Origin of the sequence: Virgifigura deserti (genome assembly GCA_003576685.1) — a bacterium.
Classification (GTDB): domain Bacteria; phylum Pseudomonadota; class Alphaproteobacteria; order Dongiales; family Dongiaceae; genus Virgifigura; species Virgifigura deserti.
The window spans coordinates 161,336-180,953 of the sequence record QOZR01000003.1 but is presented as its reverse complement, the minus strand read 5'-3'; the positions used below and the strand labels follow the sequence as shown (position 1 = coordinate 180,953).

Genomic DNA, 19,618 nt, shown 5'->3' with positions numbered 1-19,618 from the left:
CTGAACGTTGACCGGGGAGAACCGCCGGCGCCATTGGATGCGGCGCCGGAGATGATCGGTTCACACGCCCATCCCCGGAGGACAGAATGGAGCACCCGACCGACTCACCGGCGACTGACTCGCCAACCACTCTCGAACATCACCGCCTGGAAGTCCTGGAGCAACTCCAAGACTGGCTCGAGATGCCGATGATCGTGCTCGGATTCTTCTGGCTGGTGCTCCTGGTGATCGAGCTGATCTGGGGCCTCAGCCCCTTTCTTCAGTCCGTCAGTACTCTGATCTGGGTCCTCTTCATCATCGACTTCGCGCTCAGATTCGTTCTCGCTCCGCGCAAGCTGGCCTATCTGCGCGACAATTGGCTTGGCGCGATTTCGCTCGCCCTACCGGCGCTCCGCGTCTTTCGACTCGCCCGGGTGCTGCGCCTGGCGCGGGCGACACGTGGCCTGCGTCTCGTCAAGATCGTGGGATCGCTCAATCGCGGCATGCGGACGATTCGCGCCACCCTGGGGCGTCGCGGCTTCGGCTACGTCGTTGCGTTGACGCTCGTCATCACCGTTGTCGGCGCGGCAGGGATGTATGCCTTGGAGCGGAGCGAGGCGGGACTGGAGAGCTATGGCGATGCGCTGTGGTGGACCGCAATGATCATGACGACGCTGGGGTCCGATTATTGGCCGCGGACGGCGGAGGGCCGGGTCCTCTGCGTAATCCTCTCGCTCTACAGCTTCGCCGTGTTCGGCTATATCACGGCCACGCTGGCGTCCTATTTCGTCGATCGCGACGCCGAGAGCGAGGAGGCCGAGCTGGCGAGCGCCAGATCCATCAAGGCGCTCGAAGAGGAGGTCCGGTCCTTGCGCGCCGATTTGAGACAGGTGCTCCTGCGGCCGTAGGGGCAGGTTTCAAACCTGCCGCGACCTGTTAGAACGATCCGGCATTCGTAAGAACGGGGACATCTCATGAAGGTCGTCATCACCAGCAAGGCGCCGGCCGCAGCGCCGGTCGTTGCGGTCGGAGTCCTGCCGGGTCGGCGGCTGACCCCGGCCGCCGCGACGCTCGACGCCGCCACCGGCGGGGCGCTCACCCGCGCTCTGCGCGACGGTCGCTTCGACGGTGCCCGCGATCAACTGCTCGACCTCCGCGCGCCGGACGGGGTCGACGGCCACCGCCTCATTCTGATCGGTCTCGGCAAGCCGGCCGAGCTCGACCGCCTCGCCTCTGAGGAAATCGGCGGCCGCCTCGTTGCCTATTTGGCCGAAGAGCATGAACCCGAGGCGACAATCCTGATCGATGCCCCGGAGCAGGCGCCGGTCGGTGTGGCGGAGATCGCGGCGCATCTCGGGCTCGGCGCCCGCCTGCGGGCCTATCGCTTTGATCGCTACCGCACGAAGCGGCGCCCGGAGGACCCGGCGCCGATGCGCCGGCTTACTCTCGTCACCGACGCTGTTCGCGAGGCGCGGCGGCTGTTCCGGCCGCTCGATGCCGCGGCGTCAGGCGTGGCGTTCGCGCGCGATCTGGTAAACGGGCCGGGTAATGCCGTTCATCCGGAGAGCTTCGTCGACCAGGCGCGGGCGCTCACCGAGTTGGGTGTCGGCGTCGAGGTCGTCACAGAGAACCAGTTGCGCAAGCTCGGCATGAACGCGCTGCTCGCGGTCGGCGGCGGCAGCGCCCACCGGCCGCGACTCCTGGTTCTTCGGTGGCGCGGCAGCGCTCGCCGCAACGCAGCGCCGTTCGCCTTCGTCGGCAAGGGTGTCACCTTCGATACGGGCGGGATTTCGATCAAGCCGGCGAACCGCATGGAGGAGATGAAGGGCGACATGGCGGGCGGGGCCGCCGTCGTCGGGCTGATGCGGACGCTCGCGGAGCGCGAGGCGGCGGTCGACGTCGTCGGCGTGATACCGCTGGTCGAGAACATGGTCTCCGGTCAGGCTTACCGGCCCGGCGACGTGGTCACGACCCTGTCCGGCCGGACGATCGAGGTGGTCGATACCGACGCTGAAGGGCGCATGATCCTTATTGACGCGCTGCATTACACGGCGACGCGGTTCAAGCCCAAGGCGATCGTCGATATGGCGACGCTGACCGGCTCTGTCGTTCGGGCGCTGGGCCATGTTTATGCCGGCGTCTTCGCCAACGATGACGATCTCGCCGAGCGGTTGGCGGCGGCAGGGCGGCAGGTTGGCGAGCGGCTCTGGCGGCTGCCGCTCGATCCGGATTACGACGATCATCTGAAGTCCGATATCGCCGATATCCGGCAATGTGCGCCGGACGAAGACTCGGCCGATGCCGTGCATGCGGCGCAGCTTCTCCAGCGCTTCATCGGCGACGTGCCATGGGCGCATCTCGATATCGCCGGACGGGACTTCAATAGGAAGGCCCGCCCGACCGGGCCGGTGGGCGCCACCGGCTTCGGCGTGCGCCTGCTGGACGCATTCCTCGCGGGTCACGAGGACCGGTCCTAGTGGATCGCGTCTGACATTTAAATCCGGTGGGGGAGTCCCACCGACGTGAGGGCATGCGAGTCTGGGGCATGCGTCCCGGGATATCCATTACACTCACCACGGCCGTTCGCCACCGGCTGGAAGCGATCATCCGCAACCGCAATGCTCCGCAGAAACATGTCTAGCGCGCCCGTGGCCTCGCGCTGCATCGGATGCGCCATTTCAAGCTCTCCAATGATCCGGAGTTCGTTCCCAAGCTGCGCGACATCGTGGGGCTCTATGTCGATCCGCCGGCCCATGCGGTGGTGCTGTCGGTCGACGAGAAGTCGCAGATCCAGGCGCTGGACCGCACCCAGCCGGGCCTGCCGCTGAAGAAGGACCGCGCCGGCACCATGACCCACGACTACAAGCGCCACGGCACCACCACCCTGTTCGCCGCCCTGAACATCCTCGACGGCACGGTCATCGGCCGCAACATGCAGTGCGACCGCCATCAGGAGTTTATCCGTTTCCTCAATGCCATCGAGGCGGAGGTGCCGGCCGGCAAGCTGGTCCATGTTGTCCTCGACAACTATGCCGCTCATAAGCACGCAAAAGTTATCGCCTGGCTCGCGCCACCCGCGCTTCATCTTCGACTTCACCCCGACCTCGTGCTCGTGGCTGAACGCGGCGGAGACCTTCGTCGACGGTCGCCGAACCGTGTTGAACTCCACGGGCCTACTTCAGTGCGGTCGCCGTCGTCATGCCCACTTGAAGCAACGTGGAGCCGTCCACCACAAACTCCTGCCACTGCATGCAGACGTCGCGCTCCAGTGCGTCGCGCTTAGCCTCGCCGGCCTGAGCCGCCGCTTCGGTGAGCGGCGTGCTGTGGATGTATTGCCACAGGAAGTCCGCTGGTGCCGGGAGACGAAGGGTCTTGGGTTTCGACTGAACGTCGACTTCCTGGAAGCCGGCACTGCGCATGAGTTCGGTGAGTTCATCGACATCGTGCATCGAGAACACGAGATCACCGAACGACGCAACTTCTGGGCTTAGGTGACGGGCCAGCGCATCCGTCATGATCGCGAACATAGGCGGCTTGGGCCCGGGCACGGTGACAAAGGCCCGCCCGCCTGTATCCAGAACCCGCCGCATCTCGCGCAGCGCGGCCAGCTTGTTGGGGACAAACTGGAGCCCCATTTGGCAGAGCACGACGTCGAACGCCTCGTCCGGAAGCGGCATCAACTCGGCACTCGCCTCGTACCAGTCGATCGAGATATCGGATGGGGTCTGCGAACGGGCCACCGCCAGCATGCCTGGGTTCACGTCCAGGCCGGCAACCGCGCCCGCAGCGCCGACGCGCTCCGCCGCGAGCCGCGTCACGACCCCGGTGCCGCACGCGACATCGAGCACGCGCTGGCCCGGTTGAAGACCCGCAATGCCGATGAGATCATCGGCCACCGGCGCACCGATGGAAGGGACAAAAAAGCGCTGGTAGTTCTCGGCAGGGGTTCCTCCATAGGACTTGCCGTAGACTTGCTGAGTCATCGTGTTCCTCCTTTTCCTTGGGACGCCGGGTATCGTAGAAAGGAAGGGGGAAGCTGTGCATCGCCCGAATTCGCCACATCCTGCCGGTGGTCATATAGTCAGATTTGACCACATGACGCTGCTCAGACGAGCTTGTGCTTATGGGCAAATGTGCTGGCCGCGGTTCGGGACGTGACACCAAGCTTGTCGAAGATATTACTCAGGTGACGGGCAACGGTGTGCTCGCTGATGCCGACTGCGGTGGCAATTTGCCGGTTGGTCTCACCAGCGGCTACGAGCGAAAGGACCTCCCGTTCGCGGTCCGTCAGGGCGCTGAACGGACCAGCGCCCCGGGTGGCCATCAGCCGTTCCAGTTCGACCAAGTCGGGTGCAGCGCCCAGCTGCCCGAAGACGGAATGTGCGGCGTCGAAGTGCATGCGTGCCGTTTCGTGGTCGTCGAGCCGTTGGCAGACCCGCCCGATGAGGACCCGCACGCGCGCGGATTCGTAAGGCGTCCCAAGTTGTTGCCAAATCGCCCACGCCTCGCGCAGGAGGGCGAGCGCCGCTTTCATCTTGCCCTCCGCGAACAGGACAGCGCCGGTGGCCTGGGCGGACGTCGCCAGAAGGAACGGGGCGTCGAATGCCGTAGCGATCCGCGTCAGCTCGTCGGCGACCGCACGTGCGGTGTCGAGATCGCCGGTGGCAATTAAGATCTCGACGTACGGGCCAAGTAGCTTGGGGCGCGACGCTCCAGCGCCCGGTCCCTGCAGGCTGCCGGCAGGATCGGCGACGCCGCGGATCGCAGCCGCGGCGGCATCGAGTTTGCCCTCGGCCAACCGAAGCAGCGACACGCCGGGCTGCGGTTCACACCCGTTCCGGCCCGCCTCGCGGTACATCTCGTTGGCCTGCGCAAACTCCCCGCGCAGACGGTGGAGCTCGCCCTGCTGGTAGCAGGCGCGCCCAACGACGGCTTCCGACCTATCGGCAAGATGGTCGCGGGCTTTCATCACCTCGGCGAGAGCATCGGGCCAGTCGCCCTGCAACTGCAGAATTTCGGAGCGATGCACCAGACACTGGCCGCGATAGGGCACCAAATCGGGCTGGGAAGCACACCAAGCGTCGAGCTGCGTGGTCCATTCACGCGCACGGCGGAGATCAAAGATGCGTTGGCAGGTCAGGATGACGGCGCAATAGATGATCCCGGCCAGCACCGGCGACACTTCCCCTGCCGTAACCGCCACCATCGCCTCATCGAGCCGGGCGACGCCTTCGGCGCTCTTGCGTGACTGGATCAGGCTCTGGCCTCGGCTGAGTAGGCCCAACGCCAGCAGATCTGGGTCTCCGAACTGCTCGGCGAGCGCGAGCGCCTGCTCGAAATTGGCACCGGCGCTCTCGGTGTTTCCCTTACCCATCGCCAGCAGGCCGGTCACGATGAGCCCGTATCCCTGCTCAACGCACGCATCTTCGCGGTGCTTGAGCAACCGCTGCGAACGGGCGAGCCAGCCGGTGCTGCGGGCCATCTCGCCTCCAAGCAGTAGGCTCAAACTGAGCCAGAACCCCCATCGGGCCGCGCGCTCCACGTTTCCCTGTTCGATGAGTTGGTGGTGCGCGCGCGTCCAGATGGTGGTTGCGTGGGCTTCCTCGCCGACGAGATACGCAGCCGTCGCTAACCGTTCGAGGTCTGCGGGTTCGAGGGGCGGCTCGCTATCGGCTGCGGAGAGTTGCGCGTACGCTTCCCTCCATTTCTGCCGGGCGAACGCCTCTCGCCCCTGAACGATCGCGGGGGGCCGTGCCATAACTCCTTTTATCACAGTCCGCTGGCCATCGAACGGCGAGAGTAGGAAGACTTTGCACGACAGGGCAGCAAGTGGAACCAACGGCCGCTTCCTGGCGCTACCTGCTCGTTCCGATAGGCGGAACGAAGGGCAAAGCTCCACCCGAAGCAGCCGTTGACGCAAGGAACCAAGCGTCAGTTTTTCATCGCCAGACCGGCGATTGCCGGCGCAGCTATCGGCAGAGCCTATCTGATCTATAGCTTATAGTGATTTGACGTATGGACGCGTATCCGGCCCTTATAGGGAGCGGTGCGCGGATGAACGTCGTCGGGCGCGATTGACGGGGCGCATTGCCGGTGACAAGCTCATTCTTGTCATAAAAATTTAATAAAAATGCCGCTCTGGCCAAAGCCGGAGCGAGATGAACGAAAAGGGCAGGTTCCACTTACGTCGCAAGGAGGCATCAGGATCATGCGGACCATTCGGATGAAAACCGCCAAGCGTTTAGCGGGCAGTTTTCTCGGCATCCTGGCGGCCACCGGCCTTTCGGTCGGCATCGCCAACGCCGACACGGAACTGACCGTCTATACCGCCTTCGAGGCCGACCAGCTCAAGGAATATCAGCAGGCGTTCAATAAGGCCCACCCCGACATCACGATCAACTGGGTGCGGGATTCGACCGGCATCGTCACCGCCAAGCTGCTGGCGGAGAAGGAGAACCCGCAGGCCGATGTCGTCTGGGGCTTGGCGGCGACCAGCCTGATGCTGCTCAACGACCAAGGCATGCTTGAGCCCTACGCGCCAAAGGGCGTGGAGAAGCTGTCGCCCAAGTTCAGGGACAGCGCCAATCCACCCAGCTGGGTGGGGCAGGATGCCTACGCGGCAGGCATCGCCTTCAATATCTACGAGGCGGAAGCGAAAAAGCTGCCTAAGCCGACGTCATGGGGCGACCTGACGAAGCCGGTCTACAAAGGATCCATCGTGATGCCGAACCCGAACTCATCGGGCACCGGTTTCCTGATGGTGTCGAGTTGGCTGCAGCTCTTCGGCGAGGAGAAGGGGTGGGCGTTCATGGACGCTCTCCACGAGAACATCGGCGTCTATACCCATTCCGGATCTAAGCCGGCGAAGATGGCGGGATCGGGCGAGTTCCCGATCGGCTTTTCTTTCGACTATCGCATCGCAGCGGAGAAGTCGAAGGGGGCGCCCCTCGAGGTGATCTTCCCATCGGAAGGTCTCGGCTGGGAGTTGGAGGCTGGAGCGCTGATCAAGGGCACCGACAAGCTGGAAGCGGCCCAGACGCTCCTCGACTGGGCGGCCAGCCGAGAGGCGAACGAGCTTTATAATCAGAACTTCGCCCTCGTCGCGATGCCGGGCATTGCGAAGCCGGTGGAGAACCTGCCGCCTCCGGACAAGCTCGAGGCGATGCTGATCGATAACGACTTCACCTGGGCGGCGCAAAACCGCGATCGGATTCTCTCGGAATGGCAGAAGCGGTACGGCGTGAAGTCGGAACCGAAGGAGTGATCGACAGAGAGTGAGCCGTAGCTCCCACCCGCCTGCTCCTTGTTTCGAGCGGAGGGTGGGGGTAGCGCCCCGCGCGAACCTCTGACGCGGAGATATGCGGCGAATGACAATGACCACGATGAATCCGCCCCAGACGGACGATCTATCCGGGGCGGGCTATCTGCGCATCGAGAACCTGTCGAAGATGTTCGGCGTCTTCGCGGCGCTCAAGAGCATTTCGCTGGAGATCCGCGAGGGCGAGTTCGTCTGCTTTCTTGGCCCCTCCGGCTGCGGCAAGACTACCTTGCTCCGGGCCATTGCCGGCCTCGATATCCAGACCAACGGCAGCATTTTTCAGGCGGGGCGCGACATCTCGCGTCTGCCGCCCTCCGAGCGCGATTTCGGTATCGTGTTCCAGTCCTACGCGCTGTTTCCGAACCTGACGGTTTCGAAGAACATCGCCTACGGGCTCGAAAGCCGACGGATGCCGCGCGCGGCGATCGCCGCACGAGTGATGGAGCTTCTGCAGCTCGTCGGCCTCCCGGACTCCGGCGAGAAATATCCGTCCCAGCTCTCGGGCGGGCAGCAGCAGCGAGTAGCGCTGGCCCGCGCGCTCGCCACCTCGCCCGGACTCCTGCTGCTCGACGAGCCGCTTTCGGCGCTCGACGCCCGGGTGCGCGTGCATCTGCGGCACGAGATCAAGCATCTGCAGCGGAGGCTCGGCATCACCACGATCATGGTGACCCACGACCAGGAAGAGGCGCTGACCATGGCCGACCGCATCGTCGTGATGAATCACGGTGTGATCGAGCAGGTCGGCACCGCGACGGAGATCTATCGCGATCCGGCCAGCGCCTTCGTCGCCGATTTCATCGGCACGATGAACTTTCTCCCGGGCGTCGTGACCCGCCCCGGCCGGGTCGCCTTCGGCGGCGTCGAGCTCGACTGCGCCGGCGGGGTCAACGGATTCGCCGCGGGCACCCCGGTGACGATCGCCGTCCGGCCGGAGGACGTGTCGATCCGCAACATCGACGGGTCGAAAAGTAACAGCTTCGCGGCGCAAATCCTCGAGATGGAGTTTCTCGGCTCGTTCTACCGTGGGACCCTGATTGCGGCGGGGACGCCAGCCGACGCGGCGGGCGAGACCTTGACGGCCGATTTCTCGATCAACGCGGTGCGCGACCTCGGGCTGGCCGACGGCATGAGTCTCTCCATCGCCTTCCCGCCCGACTGCATCCGTGTCTTCGAACGGCAGTAGTCCATGACGCAAGCCACGATCGACGCGACCATCGCGCGTGGAGCGGCGCAGGGCGTCGCTCGAAGGGGTGGGCGCGGCGTCAAGCCGAAGCTCGGTCGCGACGATTGGATCATGCGCAGCGCGATGGTGCTCATCGCGGCGTTTCTCGTCGTCGCCCTGGTCCTGCCCCTCTACACGATGCTGTCGAAGAGCGTGCAGGACAAGGCGGGCGAGTTCATCGGCCTCACCAATTACGCGCAGTATTTTGGCACGCCGGCGCTCTTCGCTTCGATCTACAACAGCCTGTTCGTCGCCGTCATCAGCACGGTGGTCACGATCTCGCTGGCCTTCTTCTATGCCTATGCCCTGACGCGAAGCTGCATGCCCGGCCGGTCCCTGTTCAGGGGCATTGCGCTGATCCCGATCCTGGCGCCCTCGCTGCTGCCCGGAATCTCGCTGGTCTATCTGTTCGGCAACCAGGGCATGCTGAAGGAGTTGCTGTTCGGGCACTCGATCTACGGGCCGATCGGCATCGTGATGGCCTCGGTGTTCTTTACCTTTCCGCACGCGCTGATGATCCTCGTGACGGCGCTGTCGATCTCCGACGCGCGCCTCTATGAGGCGGCGACGGCGCTGCGGGCGAGCCGGATGCGCATCTTCTTCACCGTGACGCTGCCGGCGGCGAAATACGGGTTGATCAGCGCCGCCTTCGTCGTGTTCACCCTGGTCATCACGGACTTCGGCGTGCCGAAGGTGATCGGCGGACAGTATGACGTCCTGGCGACCGACATCTATAAGCAGGTGATTGGCCAGCAGAATTTCGAGATGGGCGCCGTGGTCAGCGTGGTGCTGCTGATACCGGCGGTGATCGCTTTCATCGTCGACCGCATCATCCAGCGCCGGCAGGTGGCGCAGCTTTCCGCCCGCGCGGTGCCGCTCGAGCCGAAGCCGAGCCGGCGCTTCGATGCGACGATGCTGGCATTTTGCGCGGTGGTGGGGTTCCTGATTGTCGGCATTCTCGGCGTCGCCATGTTTGCCTCGCTGATCACCTACTGGCCTTATGACCTGTCCCTGTCGTTCCGCAATTATCGGTTCGACCTGATGGATGGTGGCGGCTGGGAATCCTACTGGAATTCGATCGAGATGGCGTCCTGGGCGGCGCTGATCGGAACCGCTGTGATCTTTTGCGGGGCCTATTTCGTCGAGAAGGGGCGGGGCTTCGCAGCCGGCCGCGTTCTCTTCCAGCTTCTCGCGATCCTGCCGCTCGCGGTTCCGGGCCTGGTGCTCGGGCTCGCCTACATCTTCTTCTTCAACAAGCCGACCAACCCGTTCAACTTTCTCTACGGCACCATGGCGATCCTGGTGATCTCGACGATCGTCCATTTCTACACGGTCAGCCACCTGACGGCGGTCACAGCGCTGAAGCAAATGGACCCGGAGTTCGAGGCGGTGTCGGCCTCGCTGAAGGCGCCGTTCTATAAGACCTTCTGGCGCGTTACCGTGCCGGTCTGCATGCCGGCGATCCTCGACATCAGCATCTATCTTTTCGTCAATGCGATGACCACTGTGTCGGCGGTCGTGTTCCTCTATTCTGCCGACACGACCCTGGCCTCGGTGGCGGTGCTCAACATGGACGATGCCGGCGACATTGCGCCCGCCGCGGCGATGGCAATGATGATCGTCTACACCTCGGCCGCGGTCCGTCTCGTCCACGCCCTCGCCACCCGCGGGCTTGCCCGCCGGACCCAGGCCTGGCGCCGTCGCTAGAAAAGCCGGTGGCGCTGCGTCAATGCCGGCGCCTCTTGCCGGCCTCGCTTATCTCCCGGAGCACCCATTCCCGAAAGGCCTTGACCAGAGGTTGATCGGCCGTGGCTTTGGGCGAGACGAGATAATAGGCGAAGGACGACGGTCCTTTGAGCGAGAGCTCGAACGGCCGCACGAGGCGCCGTGCCGCGAGGTCGTCGCCTACCAGGCTCGTATTGCCGAGCGCGATGCCCTGGCCGTCGATGGCGGCCTGGATGGCCAGGGCGGTCTGGCTGAAGTGAATCCCTCGCGTCGGGTCGATCCCGTCGACGCCGGCGGCCAGCAGCCACAGCCGCCAGTCAGGCCAGCTGTCGCGCTGCGCCTGCCATCCGACATGGATCAGCGTATGATGCCGCAGATCACTCGGGTGACGGAGCGGATGAGCCCGTTTTAGCAGCTTCGGACTGCAGACGGGGAATACGAGCTCGTCGAACAGGCAATCGACTCGCAGGCCGGGATAGATGCCATTGCCGAAGCGGATCCCGATATCCGCATCCTCGCGTGAGAAGTCGACCAGCCGTTCCGAGACGTCGATCCGGACGTCGGCGTCTGGCTGCTGCTGCCGGAACCGGTCGAGTCGCGGCACGAGCCACTTGGCGGCAAAGGACGGCGTCGCCGTCACGGTGAGGATGCGTTGGCCGTCGGGTGCCGAGATCCGCTCGATCGTCTGGCCGATAAGATCGAGCGCGCCTGTGACCCCCGCCAGCAGCGCCTCGCCGGCCCTGGTCAGGCGGACGGCGCGGCTGGTGCGATAAAACAGCCTGACCCCGAGTTGTTCCTCGAGAACGCGAACCTGATTGCTGACGGCGGCGGGCGTCACGCCAAGCTCGCTCGCTGCCTTAGTGAAGCCAAGGTGCCGCGCCGCAGACTCGAAGGTGCGCAGGGCATTCAAGCCCGGAAGGTGCCGAACCATGGCATGATTTTCAAGTTCAACTTGTTGATCTGTCAAGAACTAGTCGTTTGTCAGAGCCGTAGAGAGGCGCGATAAAGGGGAAAAGGGACGATGTCGTTCGATAGCTGAATTTGAAGGTGATCTTATGGCCGTCGTCATTCCGTTCCACCGCCCCCCCGCGAACTGGCCCCCGACCGAATGCTGCCGGCCCGATGCTGGTGCGATCAAGCGGGCGCCGCTGAAACCCTCGCGCGTGCTTGATCGGATCGCGAGCGCCTTCTCCACTTACCGCCGCCGTCGCGCGGCAATCCGGACGTTGCGATCGCTGGATGACCGGCTCCTCCGGGACATCGGCATCGAGCGCGGGGACATTGTCGCCACTGTCGATATGCTCCTTGCGAGCGACGTCGCGATGCGGGGGTGCGTTATCGCCACGCACTCGAAGATGCCTGCCGAGCAGTGAATCCAGCAGCTTCTGAATATCCCGCGATGACAAACCCGATGCCGAGCATCGTTTTCACTCCCTTGAACAGACCGATTCTCGGCATCGTCAGCGTGATCGTCGGCGTCTCGGTCTTTTCCATTCAGGACGCGATCATCAAGGGGCTGAGCAGCGGCTACCCCGTGCATCAGATCGTCTTCGTCCGGAGCCTGATCGCCTTGCCGCTGCTTTTCCTCGTCGCCTTTGCCGAGGGGCGGGGGACGCTGAAGACCCAGCACCTCGGGCTTCACGCCCTGCGCGGTGCCACGATGTTCGTTGCCTATACCAGCTATTATCTGGCCTTGGCTGCGCTCCCGATTGCGGAGACCGTCGCCCTTTACTACACCGTGCCGTTGTTCGTGGCCGCCTTGTCGGTCCCGTTCCTGGGTGAACGCGTCGGTTCTCGACGTTGGGCGGCGATCGCCGTCGGTTTCTTCGGCGTTCTCGTCATCGTCCGGCCGGGCGACGGGCTCGCCGATCCGGCGGCGCTCCTGGCGGTGGCTGCGGCGGTGGCCTATGCGATGTCGGCGTTGCTCGCCCGCCGGCTCGGCGCAACCGATGGCGCCGGGGCAATGGCTCTGTCGGCGACACTCTTCTATCTCGCCGCCAGCGGCCTCCTGGGTTTGGCGCTCTCCGGGATCGACGCGGCAACGGACACCCATGACAGCCTGCAATTCCTGCTCAATCCGTGGCTATGGCCAAGCCCGCGGGATCTCGCCCTGATGGCGGCTTGCGGCCTCGTCTCGGCCTTTGGCTTCTTCTTCTTGGCGCAGGGGTACCGCCTGACCCAGGCGAACGTCGCGGCGCCCTTCGAATATGTCGCCCTGCCATGGGCGGTTCTTTGGGGATATCTTTTCTTCGGAAACCTGCCCGACATGGCGACCGTCGCCGGTGCCGGATTCATCGTGGGCAGCGGGCTCTATGTCATCTATCGCGAACGACGAGCTGGGCGGCGGCGGCGTTGTGCCGAATTGGCGGTAGAGCGATAGCGCAACCATTCCTCGACGACACCGTTCCTAAAGGGAGAGTTTTCGGTGGGAAGAGGGTGGTTCGCTCCTCCTGCCGATCGAACCCCCGGGTAATGGAGTCTGAGATGAGGAAGAGTGTGTTCATGTCGGCGGCTATCGCTCTCGCGCTGTCGTTCCCGGCTTTCGCTCAGGAAGACATGATCGAGGAGGAGGATGGCGTCGACAGCGGTCAGACGCTCGAGGAGGAAGCCGGGGTCGCCGGGAGCGGCACCGGTGAGGATTACGGCGTCACCGAGGATCAAGATGCCGCAGGTCAGGACGGCACCATCGAACTCGACACGGGCATGACCCCGGCTCAGGGCATCACGAGTGAAGGCACCGTAGCCCCCGGCACGATAAGCGAAGGGCCGACAGGCCAAGGGACATCGGGCCAAGGGACATCAAGCCAAAGCGACGAGCCTCTTGACGAGGAGGCCGGGACCGTGGATGCCGAGGGGGTGATCCCCGGCGGCATGGCTGGCGGGGACACGAGCGACGCCGGCGATGAGGCGTTGGGGAACCAGGGGCAAGGCGGCAGCGGCGCCGGTGGAAGTACAGGGAGCAGCCAGACCGGAGGCTCGACCGGTATGACGGGCGGCGGTGGCGCTGGCGGAAGTGCAGGTGGTGGCAGTAGTGGCGGCGGTTCGTGACCGTGTCGTAAGCGGCTGCGCCGGCTTGCTTAGCCGGCTGAATTCCGGGCGGCCGCCTGCTCCCGGACGATGTCGAGAAATGCGCGGACGATACGGAGGTCCTGCCGCTCGGCGAGGCAGACGACATACTCCACCGACTCGAGATCGGCATCGGTGACCTGAAGGGCGCGGATGCGGTCGTCCTGGCCGAACTCCGCCTGCGCCACCACGCCGATGCCGAGTCCTGCCGCGACGGCTTCGCGAACCGCCTCGCGGCTGCCGATCTCCATCACCTCGCCAAGCTCGATCCCGGCCCGCGCCAGGGCCGTCTCGAAGATGCGCCGCGTCGTCGAGCCGAGCTCCCGCAGGATGAACCGCTGCCCGGCCAGTTCGGCCAGGCGGACCGTCCGTCGGCGCGCCCAAGGATGCTTGCAGTCGACGAACACGATCAGACGGTCATGCTGGAATGGAATCGCGAATAAGCGCGGATCGACGTCGAGGTTGGCTAGAATCGCTACGTCGGTTCGATGATCGAACAGGTCCTGCAGCACATGATCGGAATTGCCGATGGCGAGCGACAGGTTCAATCCGGGATAGCGCCGGTTGAAGACCCCTACGACCGGAATGATGGAGTAGGGGGCGTCGGCGCCGATCCGGAGATGGCCGCGGCGCAAGCCCCGCGCCGCGCCGAGCAGCTGATCCGCCTCTGCCTCCAGGCTGAACAGCCGGCGTGTCACGTCGAGCAAGGTCCGGCCGAGTTCCGTCGGCTCGACGCGGCGCCCGCGCCGGTCAAACAGCCGAACGCCATAATTCTCCTCCAGCGCCTTCACCTGCCCGGACAGGGTCGGCTGGGTGACGTGGAGCATTTCGGCGGCTCGGGTGAAGCTGCCTTCGCTGGCGACGGCATGAAAGGCGCGAAGCTGGGCATGATTTATAGACATGATCTATGTAAACTATAGCAAAGAGTGATTGGACATATATCAGATTACCGCCACATAGTCATCAAGCGCGGCGATAGCGGGCCTGAACTGAAGCCGGCGCCCCCCGAAGGAGAGACTGTTCATGACGGAGCATTCCCGCGACCCTTGGCTGCTGACGCCTGGACCGCTGACCACATCGGCCACGGTGAAGCAGGCGATGCTGCATGACTGGGGCTCACGCGATCATGATTTCATCGCGATCAACGCCCGGATGCGTCGGCGGCTCGTGGATCTCGCCGGCGGCGAGGGGACACATGTCTGCGTCCCGATTCAGGGCAGCGGGACCTTCGCCGTCGAGGCGATGATCAGCACACTGCTGCCGGCCGACGGCAAGCTGCTGGTGCTGATCAACGGCGCCTACGGCAAGCGCATCGCGAAGATCTGCGATTATGCCGGGCATGCCTATACGGTGATCGAGACGCCGGAGGACACGCCGATCGATCCGACCGCCGTCGCCGCCGCACTGGCGCGCGATTCGGCGATTACCCATGTCGCGGCGGTGCAGTGCGAGACGACCTCCGGCGTGCTCAACCCGCTGCCGGAGATCGCCGCGGCTGTCGCTGCGGCCGGCCGGCACCTGTTGGTGGACGCGATGAGCGCCTTCGGTGCGCTGCCGCTGGATGTGCGCCAAGTGCCGTTCGACGCGCTCGCCGCCTCTTCGAACAAATGCCTCGAGGGTGTGCCGGGCATGGGTTTCGTCATCATCCGGCAGGCTGCGCTGGAGGCGGCGAAGGGGAATGCGCCGTCGCTGAGCCTCGACCTCCACGACCAGTGGCAGTCGATGGAGAAGAACGGCCAATGGCGCTTCACCCCGCCGATCCATGTGATCGTCGCCTTCGACCAGGCACTGACGGAGCATGAGGCGGAGGGCGGCGTCGCCGGGCGCGGCGCGCGCTATCGCGAGAACTGCCGGATCTTGATCGACGGCATGCGGGCGATGGGGTTCGAGACGTTGCTGCCCGATCGGCTGCAGGCGCCGATCATCGTTACCTTCCACATGCCGGTCGATCCGCAGTTTCACTTCGAGACGTTCTACGACTCGCTGCGCGGCCGAGGTTATGTGATCTACCCGGGGAAATTGACGGTGGCCGACAGTTTCCGGATCGGCTGCATCGGCCGGTTGGGCGCGACGGAGATCCGCGGCGCGCTCGAGGCCGTCCGCGCGACGCTCGCCGAGATGGGTGTGAAGAGCGGCGCACCGGCGAAGGCGGCATAAGGAGTCACCGAACATGACAAGCGTCACAGTCAACGGCCGGAGCTATCAACGGTCGGCGCAGCCCGTCGTCGTCGTCTGCATCGACGGCTCTGAGCCCGGCTATATCGAGAGTGCCGTCGCGACCGGCCGCGCTCCTTTCCTCGCCCGCATGCTGAAGGACGGCACGAACCGCCTCGCCCAGTGCGTCGTGCCGAGCTTCACCAACCCCAACAACCTGTCGATCGTCACCGGCGCCCCGCCGAAGGTGCACGGCATCTGCGGCAACTTCTTCTACGACCCGGAGAGCGGGACCGAAGTGATGATGAACGACCCGAAATTCCTTCGGGCCCGCACCATCTTCAAGGCCTTCCAGGAGCAGGGCGCCAAGATCGCCGTAGTGACGGCGAAGGACAAGCTGCGCCGGCTCCTTGGACACGAGCTCGAGATCGGACCGGACCGGGCCATCTGCTTTTCCTCGGAGCTGGCGGACAAGGCGAGCTTGTCCGAGAACGGAATCGAGAACGTCCTCGATCTCGTTGGCCTGCCGCTGCCCGACGTCTACAGCGCCGGCTTGAGCGAGTTCGTGTTCGCCGCCGGCGTCAAGCTGATGGAGCGCGACCGGCCGGACCTCATGTATCTGTCGACCACCGACTATATTCAGCACAAGCACGCGCCGGGCACACCGGTCGCCAACGATTTTTATGCCATGATGGACGGCTATCTGGCGCAGCTCGACGCGCTCGGCGCGGTCATTGCGGTCACCGCTGATCACGGCATGAACGCCAAGCATGATTCGCGCGGGGCGCCGGACGTCATCTATCTGCAGGACCTGCTGGATGGCTGGCTCGGCAAGGACGCGGTGCGCGTGATCCTGCCGATTACCGACCCCTATGTCGTACATCACGGCGCGCTTGGCTCTTTCGCCACGATCTACCTGCCGTCGGGCAGCAGCGTACCGGAACTGCTCGACCGGCTGCGCACGGTCCCCGGCATCGACCTGGCGCTGTCGCGCAGCGAAGGCTGCGCGCGCTTCGAGCTGCCGGAGGACCGGACGGGCGACGTGATCGTCGTTTCGACCGCGCACAAGGTGCTCGGGACCAGCGCCGACCGGCACGACCTTTCCGGACTGACCGAGCCGCTCCGCTCCCATGGCGGCGTCTCGGAGCAGACCGTCCCGCTCGTCCTCAACCGCCCGACCGACCTGCCGGCCGGTGCCAAGCTCCGCAACTTCGACATTTTTGATGTGGCCCTGAACCATGCTCGCTGAACCGACCGCCGTCCGCTCCGCTCCGACCCTCCGCTGCGAGAGCCTGCGCATCGCCGGCCGCAAGGTCGACACCGACCAGTCCCTCGAGGTGCTGAACCCCTATGACGACTCGGTCGTCGGCACGGTGCCGCGTGCGACGCCCGCGCTGGTGCGCGAGGCATTCGACATCGCCCACACCTACAAGCCGAAGCTGAGCCGCTATGAGCGGCAGAAGATCCTGATGACGACAGCGGAGCGGCTGGTCGCGCGCAAGGACGAGATCTCGGATCTCATCACCGCGGAGAGCGGCCTCTGTAAGAAGGACTCGCTCTATGAGGTGGGGCGCGCCTTCGACGTCTTCTCGCTGGCCGGGCAGCTTTGCCTCCATGACGACGGCGAGACCTTCTCCTGTGATCTCACGCCGCACGGCAAGCAGCGCAAGATCTTCACGCTGCGCCAGCCGCTGAACGCGATCAGCGCCATCACGCCCTTCAACCATCCGCTCAACATGGTGGCGCACAAGCTCGCGCCCGCGATCGCGACCAATAATTGCGTCGTGCTGAAGCCGACCGAGCTCACGCCCCTGACCGCGCTTCTCCTCGCCGACGTCCTGTATGAGGCGGGCTTGCCGCCGGAGATGCTGTCGGTGGTCACCGGCAGCCCGTCCGATATCGGCGACGAGATGATCGTCAATCCGAAGATCGACCTCGTCACCTTCACCGGCAGCGTGCGGGTCGGCAAGTACATCGCCGACAAGGCCGGCTATAAGCGGCTCGTTCTCGAACTTGGCGGCAACGATCCGCTGATCGTGATGGAGGACGCCGATCTCGACAAGGCGGCGGAGCTTGCCGTGGCCGGTGCCACCAAGAATTCCGGCCAGCGCTGCACGGCGGTGAAGCGGATCCTGGTGATCGACGGGCTCGCCGACGACTTCGTCTCCCTGGTCGTCGATAAGGCCAAGAAACTCAAATGCGGCGATCCGATGGATCCGGAGACCGATGTCGGCACGGTGATCAACGAACGGTCGGCCACGCTGTTCCAGAACCGGGTGCTCGATGCCGTCGGGAAGGGCGCCGAACTGCTCCACGGCAACGACCGTCGCGGCGCGCTCTTTCCGCCGACCGTCATCGACAAGGTTCCCTACGACTGCGAGCTCGTGCGCGAGGAGACCTTCGGCCCGGCGATTCCGATCATCCGCGTTCGCGACATCGACGACGCGATCCGCGTCTCGAACTCGACGGTCTTCGGCCTGTCGTCCGGCGTCTGCACCAACCGGCTCGACTACATCACGCGGTTCGTCAACGAGCTGCAGGTTGGCACGGTGAATGTCTGGGAGGTGCCGGGCTACCGGATCGAGATGTCGCCCTTCGGCGGGATCAAGGACTCCGGGCTCGGCTACAAGGAAGGCGTGATCGAGGCGATGAAGAGCTTCACCACCGTGAAGACCTACTCGCTGCCTTGGCCGGCCTGACCAAGGTGGAGACGCAGAAGTTTCATATGACTTTTCCTGCGTCCTTGTAAATTCTATGGCGAATGGGGGGAACGATGACGGTCATCGACGAGATCCTGGACCTCTATCGCCGCAAGGGCGACGCAACCTATGGCGAGGGCGTGTCGCAGACGGAACACGCGCTGCAATCGGCTCTCCTGGCCGAGACGGAGAACGCTTCGGCGGAACTCGTCAGCGCGGCCCTGCTGCACGATATCGGACATCTGCTGCACGATCTGCCCGAGGACATCGCCAGTCGAGGCCTCGACGCGCAGCATGAGTCGATCGCCTCGGCCTGGCTGTCGCGGCATTTCGGCCCGGCTGTCACCGAGCCCGTGCGCCTTCATGTCGAGGCCAAGCGCTATCTCTGCCGTGCCGAGCCCGGCTATTGGGAGCGGCTGTCGGACGCCTCGAAGCTCAGCCTGACCGTCCAGGGCGGGCCGCTGACCGCCGAGACGACCGCGGCCTTTGCCAAGGGGCCTTTCGCTCAGGCCGCGCTGCGCCTGCGGCGCTGGGACGACGAGGCGAAGGTTGTCGGCCTGTCGACCCCGGGCCTGGACCACTTTCGCCCCTATATCGAGTCGGCGCTCAAAGGCTGAACGCACTGAAGCCCCCACCCTGACCCCAAGGGGTTCGCCAAAAGTGTGGAAAAGCTGGCCGGCGTGACGAAGATGTTTCTCAACGAGACGCCGGCTCCAAAGCCCGGGCGAATATAACATATGACGGACGAGGCTCACGGAGTGTTAGCCGCTTAACCCCTCAATGCACGCCATCAGCCGTGCTCATCAGAGCGGCGGTGTTCTGTGCCGCCCCGATGGCCGCAAGGATGGCACCGCCCGGCAGCCACACCGTCTGGGTCGCCCGCGTCGGACAACTCGGCCATCCGTCGACCCGCCTTACCCCCTCGTCGTCGTGCTCACGCCGCAGCGTCGCCCAGATAGGGGCGAGCCGTCTCGATCGCAGTTTCGCAGGTGGGGACGGTCTGACCGAGAACGACAGCTGACGTCGTGTTGCCAATCCAGATGCGAAAGATTGTAGAGGTGCCCCACCAAGGATCTGAGCTCACCCGCTCGACCAGGATCGGCAGAGCGGTCGAAGCGCAACTGGCAACTTCGGAGACTACCGCCTGCGGCGCTCCAACCTGTGCCAGTCGTCCGTTGAGTTCCTCCTGGAAAGGCTCGACCACAAACAGGTTAACGAGGAAAATGATGAAATCGCGAAACATACTGAGCCCTCGGCCGGCAAGGCGAAGATGATCCGACATCGCGCAAGCGCCGGCAGGATTTGCACCAGAGGGGCCCGGATCAGGATATCCTGGCTAACTAGCTACTCACACGTACGAATCAAGCTAAGAGTAGATTTCTGGCCAGCGCCTATTGAGGACGCGCGAAGAATGGCTTCGAGCGAATCCAGGACGGCTACCGCATCAGCGGTCAC

Annotated in this window: 17 protein-coding genes and 1 pseudogene; 13 read left to right on the top strand and 5 right to left on the bottom strand. The window is 64.6% G+C overall.

The genetic code is table 11. The features are described from left to right. Window positions 1-86 precede the first annotated feature (86 nt). The 3 genes and pseudogenes from DT069_RS06455 to DT069_RS06445 form a co-directional block, all read left to right on the top strand. Window positions 87-887 carry a potassium channel family protein gene (locus tag DT069_RS06455; RefSeq protein ID WP_119459472.1) on the top strand — a complete coding sequence of 267 codons (801 nt, stop codon included), beginning with the start codon at window positions 87-89 and terminating at the stop codon, window positions 885-887. A gap of 66 nt (window positions 888-953) precedes the next feature. Beyond that, entirely contained in the window at window positions 954-2,456 is a 1,503-nt protein-coding gene (locus DT069_RS06450; RefSeq protein ID WP_119459471.1) for a leucyl aminopeptidase, read from the top strand. 167 nt (window positions 2,457-2,623) lie between these two features. Continuing rightward, window positions 2,624-3,116: pseudogene (locus tag DT069_RS06445) on the top strand (IS630 family transposase); the annotation flags it as partial. 36 nt (window positions 3,117-3,152) lie between these two features. Here the strand turns inward: DT069_RS06445 and DT069_RS06440 are convergent. Together DT069_RS06440 and DT069_RS06435 are read right to left on the bottom strand one after the other, a co-directional pair. Next, window positions 3,153-3,962 (bottom strand): class I SAM-dependent methyltransferase, encoded by an 810-nt coding sequence (locus tag DT069_RS06440; RefSeq protein ID WP_119459470.1) that lies wholly within the window; start codon window positions 3,960-3,962, stop codon window positions 3,153-3,155. Between the two features lie 122 nt (window positions 3,963-4,084). Then, window positions 4,085-5,737 carry a LuxR C-terminal-related transcriptional regulator gene (locus tag DT069_RS06435; RefSeq protein ID WP_119459469.1) on the bottom strand — a complete coding sequence of 551 codons (1,653 nt, stop codon included), beginning with the start codon at window positions 5,735-5,737 and terminating at the stop codon, window positions 4,085-4,087. A 450-nt stretch (window positions 5,738-6,187) separates the two neighbouring features. Between DT069_RS06435 and DT069_RS06430 the strand changes: the two genes are divergently transcribed. The 3 genes from DT069_RS06430 (at window position 6,188) to DT069_RS06420 (ending at window position 10,226) form a co-directional block, all read left to right on the top strand. Next, on the top strand, window positions 6,188-7,243 hold the full coding sequence (locus DT069_RS06430; RefSeq protein ID WP_425450053.1) for a putative 2-aminoethylphosphonate ABC transporter substrate-binding protein: 1,056 nt from the start codon (window positions 6,188-6,190) through the stop codon (window positions 7,241-7,243). A gap of 103 nt (window positions 7,244-7,346) precedes the next feature. Continuing rightward, window positions 7,347-8,480 (top strand): putative 2-aminoethylphosphonate ABC transporter ATP-binding protein, encoded by a 1,134-nt coding sequence (locus DT069_RS06425; protein WP_425450052.1) that lies wholly within the window; start codon window positions 7,347-7,349, stop codon window positions 8,478-8,480. A 3-nt stretch (window positions 8,481-8,483) separates the two neighbouring features. After that, the gene (locus tag DT069_RS06420; protein ID WP_119459468.1) at window positions 8,484-10,226 is read left to right on the top strand and encodes a putative 2-aminoethylphosphonate ABC transporter permease subunit; all 1,743 of its coding nucleotides are present in this window, start codon (window positions 8,484-8,486) and stop codon (window positions 10,224-10,226) included. A 19-nt stretch (window positions 10,227-10,245) separates the two neighbouring features. On the opposite strand, the gene DT069_RS06415 is transcribed toward DT069_RS06420, so the two are convergent. After that, window positions 10,246-11,175: a transcriptional regulator GcvA gene (locus tag DT069_RS06415; RefSeq protein WP_119459467.1), complete on the bottom strand. Its 930-nt coding sequence runs from the start codon at window positions 11,173-11,175 to the stop codon at window positions 10,246-10,248. A gap of 124 nt (window positions 11,176-11,299) precedes the next feature. Here DT069_RS06415 and DT069_RS06410 point away from each other — a divergent pair, with 124 nt between their 5' ends. From DT069_RS06410 to DT069_RS06400, 3 genes are all read left to right on the top strand, one after another. After that, window positions 11,300-11,617 carry a DUF1127 domain-containing protein gene (locus DT069_RS06410; RefSeq protein WP_119459466.1) on the top strand — a complete coding sequence of 106 codons (318 nt, stop codon included), beginning with the start codon at window positions 11,300-11,302 and terminating at the stop codon, window positions 11,615-11,617. A gap of 38 nt (window positions 11,618-11,655) precedes the next feature. Beyond that, window positions 11,656-12,624: a DMT family transporter gene (locus tag DT069_RS06405; RefSeq protein ID WP_162913016.1), complete on the top strand. Its 969-nt coding sequence runs from the start codon at window positions 11,656-11,658 to the stop codon at window positions 12,622-12,624. A gap of 104 nt (window positions 12,625-12,728) precedes the next feature. Further along, on the top strand, window positions 12,729-13,292 hold the full coding sequence (locus DT069_RS06400) for a hypothetical protein (RefSeq protein ID WP_162913015.1): 564 nt from the start codon (window positions 12,729-12,731) through the stop codon (window positions 13,290-13,292). Window positions 13,293-13,321: 29 nt separating this feature from the next. On the opposite strand, the gene DT069_RS06395 is transcribed toward DT069_RS06400, so the two are convergent. Continuing rightward, complete coding sequence (locus DT069_RS06395; protein ID WP_119459463.1) at window positions 13,322-14,212, bottom strand: LysR substrate-binding domain-containing protein; 891 nt, start codon at window positions 14,210-14,212, stop codon at window positions 13,322-13,324. 121 nt (window positions 14,213-14,333) lie between these two features. Here DT069_RS06395 and DT069_RS06390 point away from each other — a divergent pair, with 121 nt between their 5' ends. The 4 genes from DT069_RS06390 (at window position 14,334) to DT069_RS06375 (ending at window position 18,780) form a co-directional block, all read left to right on the top strand. Then, on the top strand, window positions 14,334-15,467 hold the full coding sequence (locus DT069_RS06390) for a 2-aminoethylphosphonate--pyruvate transaminase (protein ID WP_119459462.1): 1,134 nt from the start codon (window positions 14,334-14,336) through the stop codon (window positions 15,465-15,467). Window positions 15,468-15,480: 13 nt separating this feature from the next. Beyond that, window positions 15,481-16,713, top strand: a complete 1,233-nt coding sequence (phnA, locus tag DT069_RS06385; protein WP_119459461.1) for a phosphonoacetate hydrolase — start codon at window positions 15,481-15,483, stop codon at window positions 16,711-16,713. Beyond that, a complete protein-coding gene (gene phnY / locus DT069_RS06380) occupies window positions 16,703-18,163 on the top strand; it encodes a phosphonoacetaldehyde dehydrogenase (protein WP_119459460.1) in 1,461 nt (486 codons plus the stop codon). The genes phnA and phnY overlap by 11 nt, the downstream gene beginning before the upstream one ends. A 74-nt stretch (window positions 18,164-18,237) precedes the next feature. Next, window positions 18,238-18,780 carry a phosphonate degradation HD-domain oxygenase gene (locus DT069_RS06375; RefSeq protein WP_119459459.1) on the top strand — a complete coding sequence of 181 codons (543 nt, stop codon included), beginning with the start codon at window positions 18,238-18,240 and terminating at the stop codon, window positions 18,778-18,780. 317 nt (window positions 18,781-19,097) lie between these two features. On the opposite strand, the gene DT069_RS06370 is transcribed toward DT069_RS06375, so the two are convergent. After that, window positions 19,098-19,406 carry a hypothetical protein gene (locus DT069_RS06370; protein ID WP_119459458.1) on the bottom strand — a complete coding sequence of 103 codons (309 nt, stop codon included), beginning with the start codon at window positions 19,404-19,406 and terminating at the stop codon, window positions 19,098-19,100. Between the last annotated feature and the right edge of the window lie 212 nt (window positions 19,407-19,618).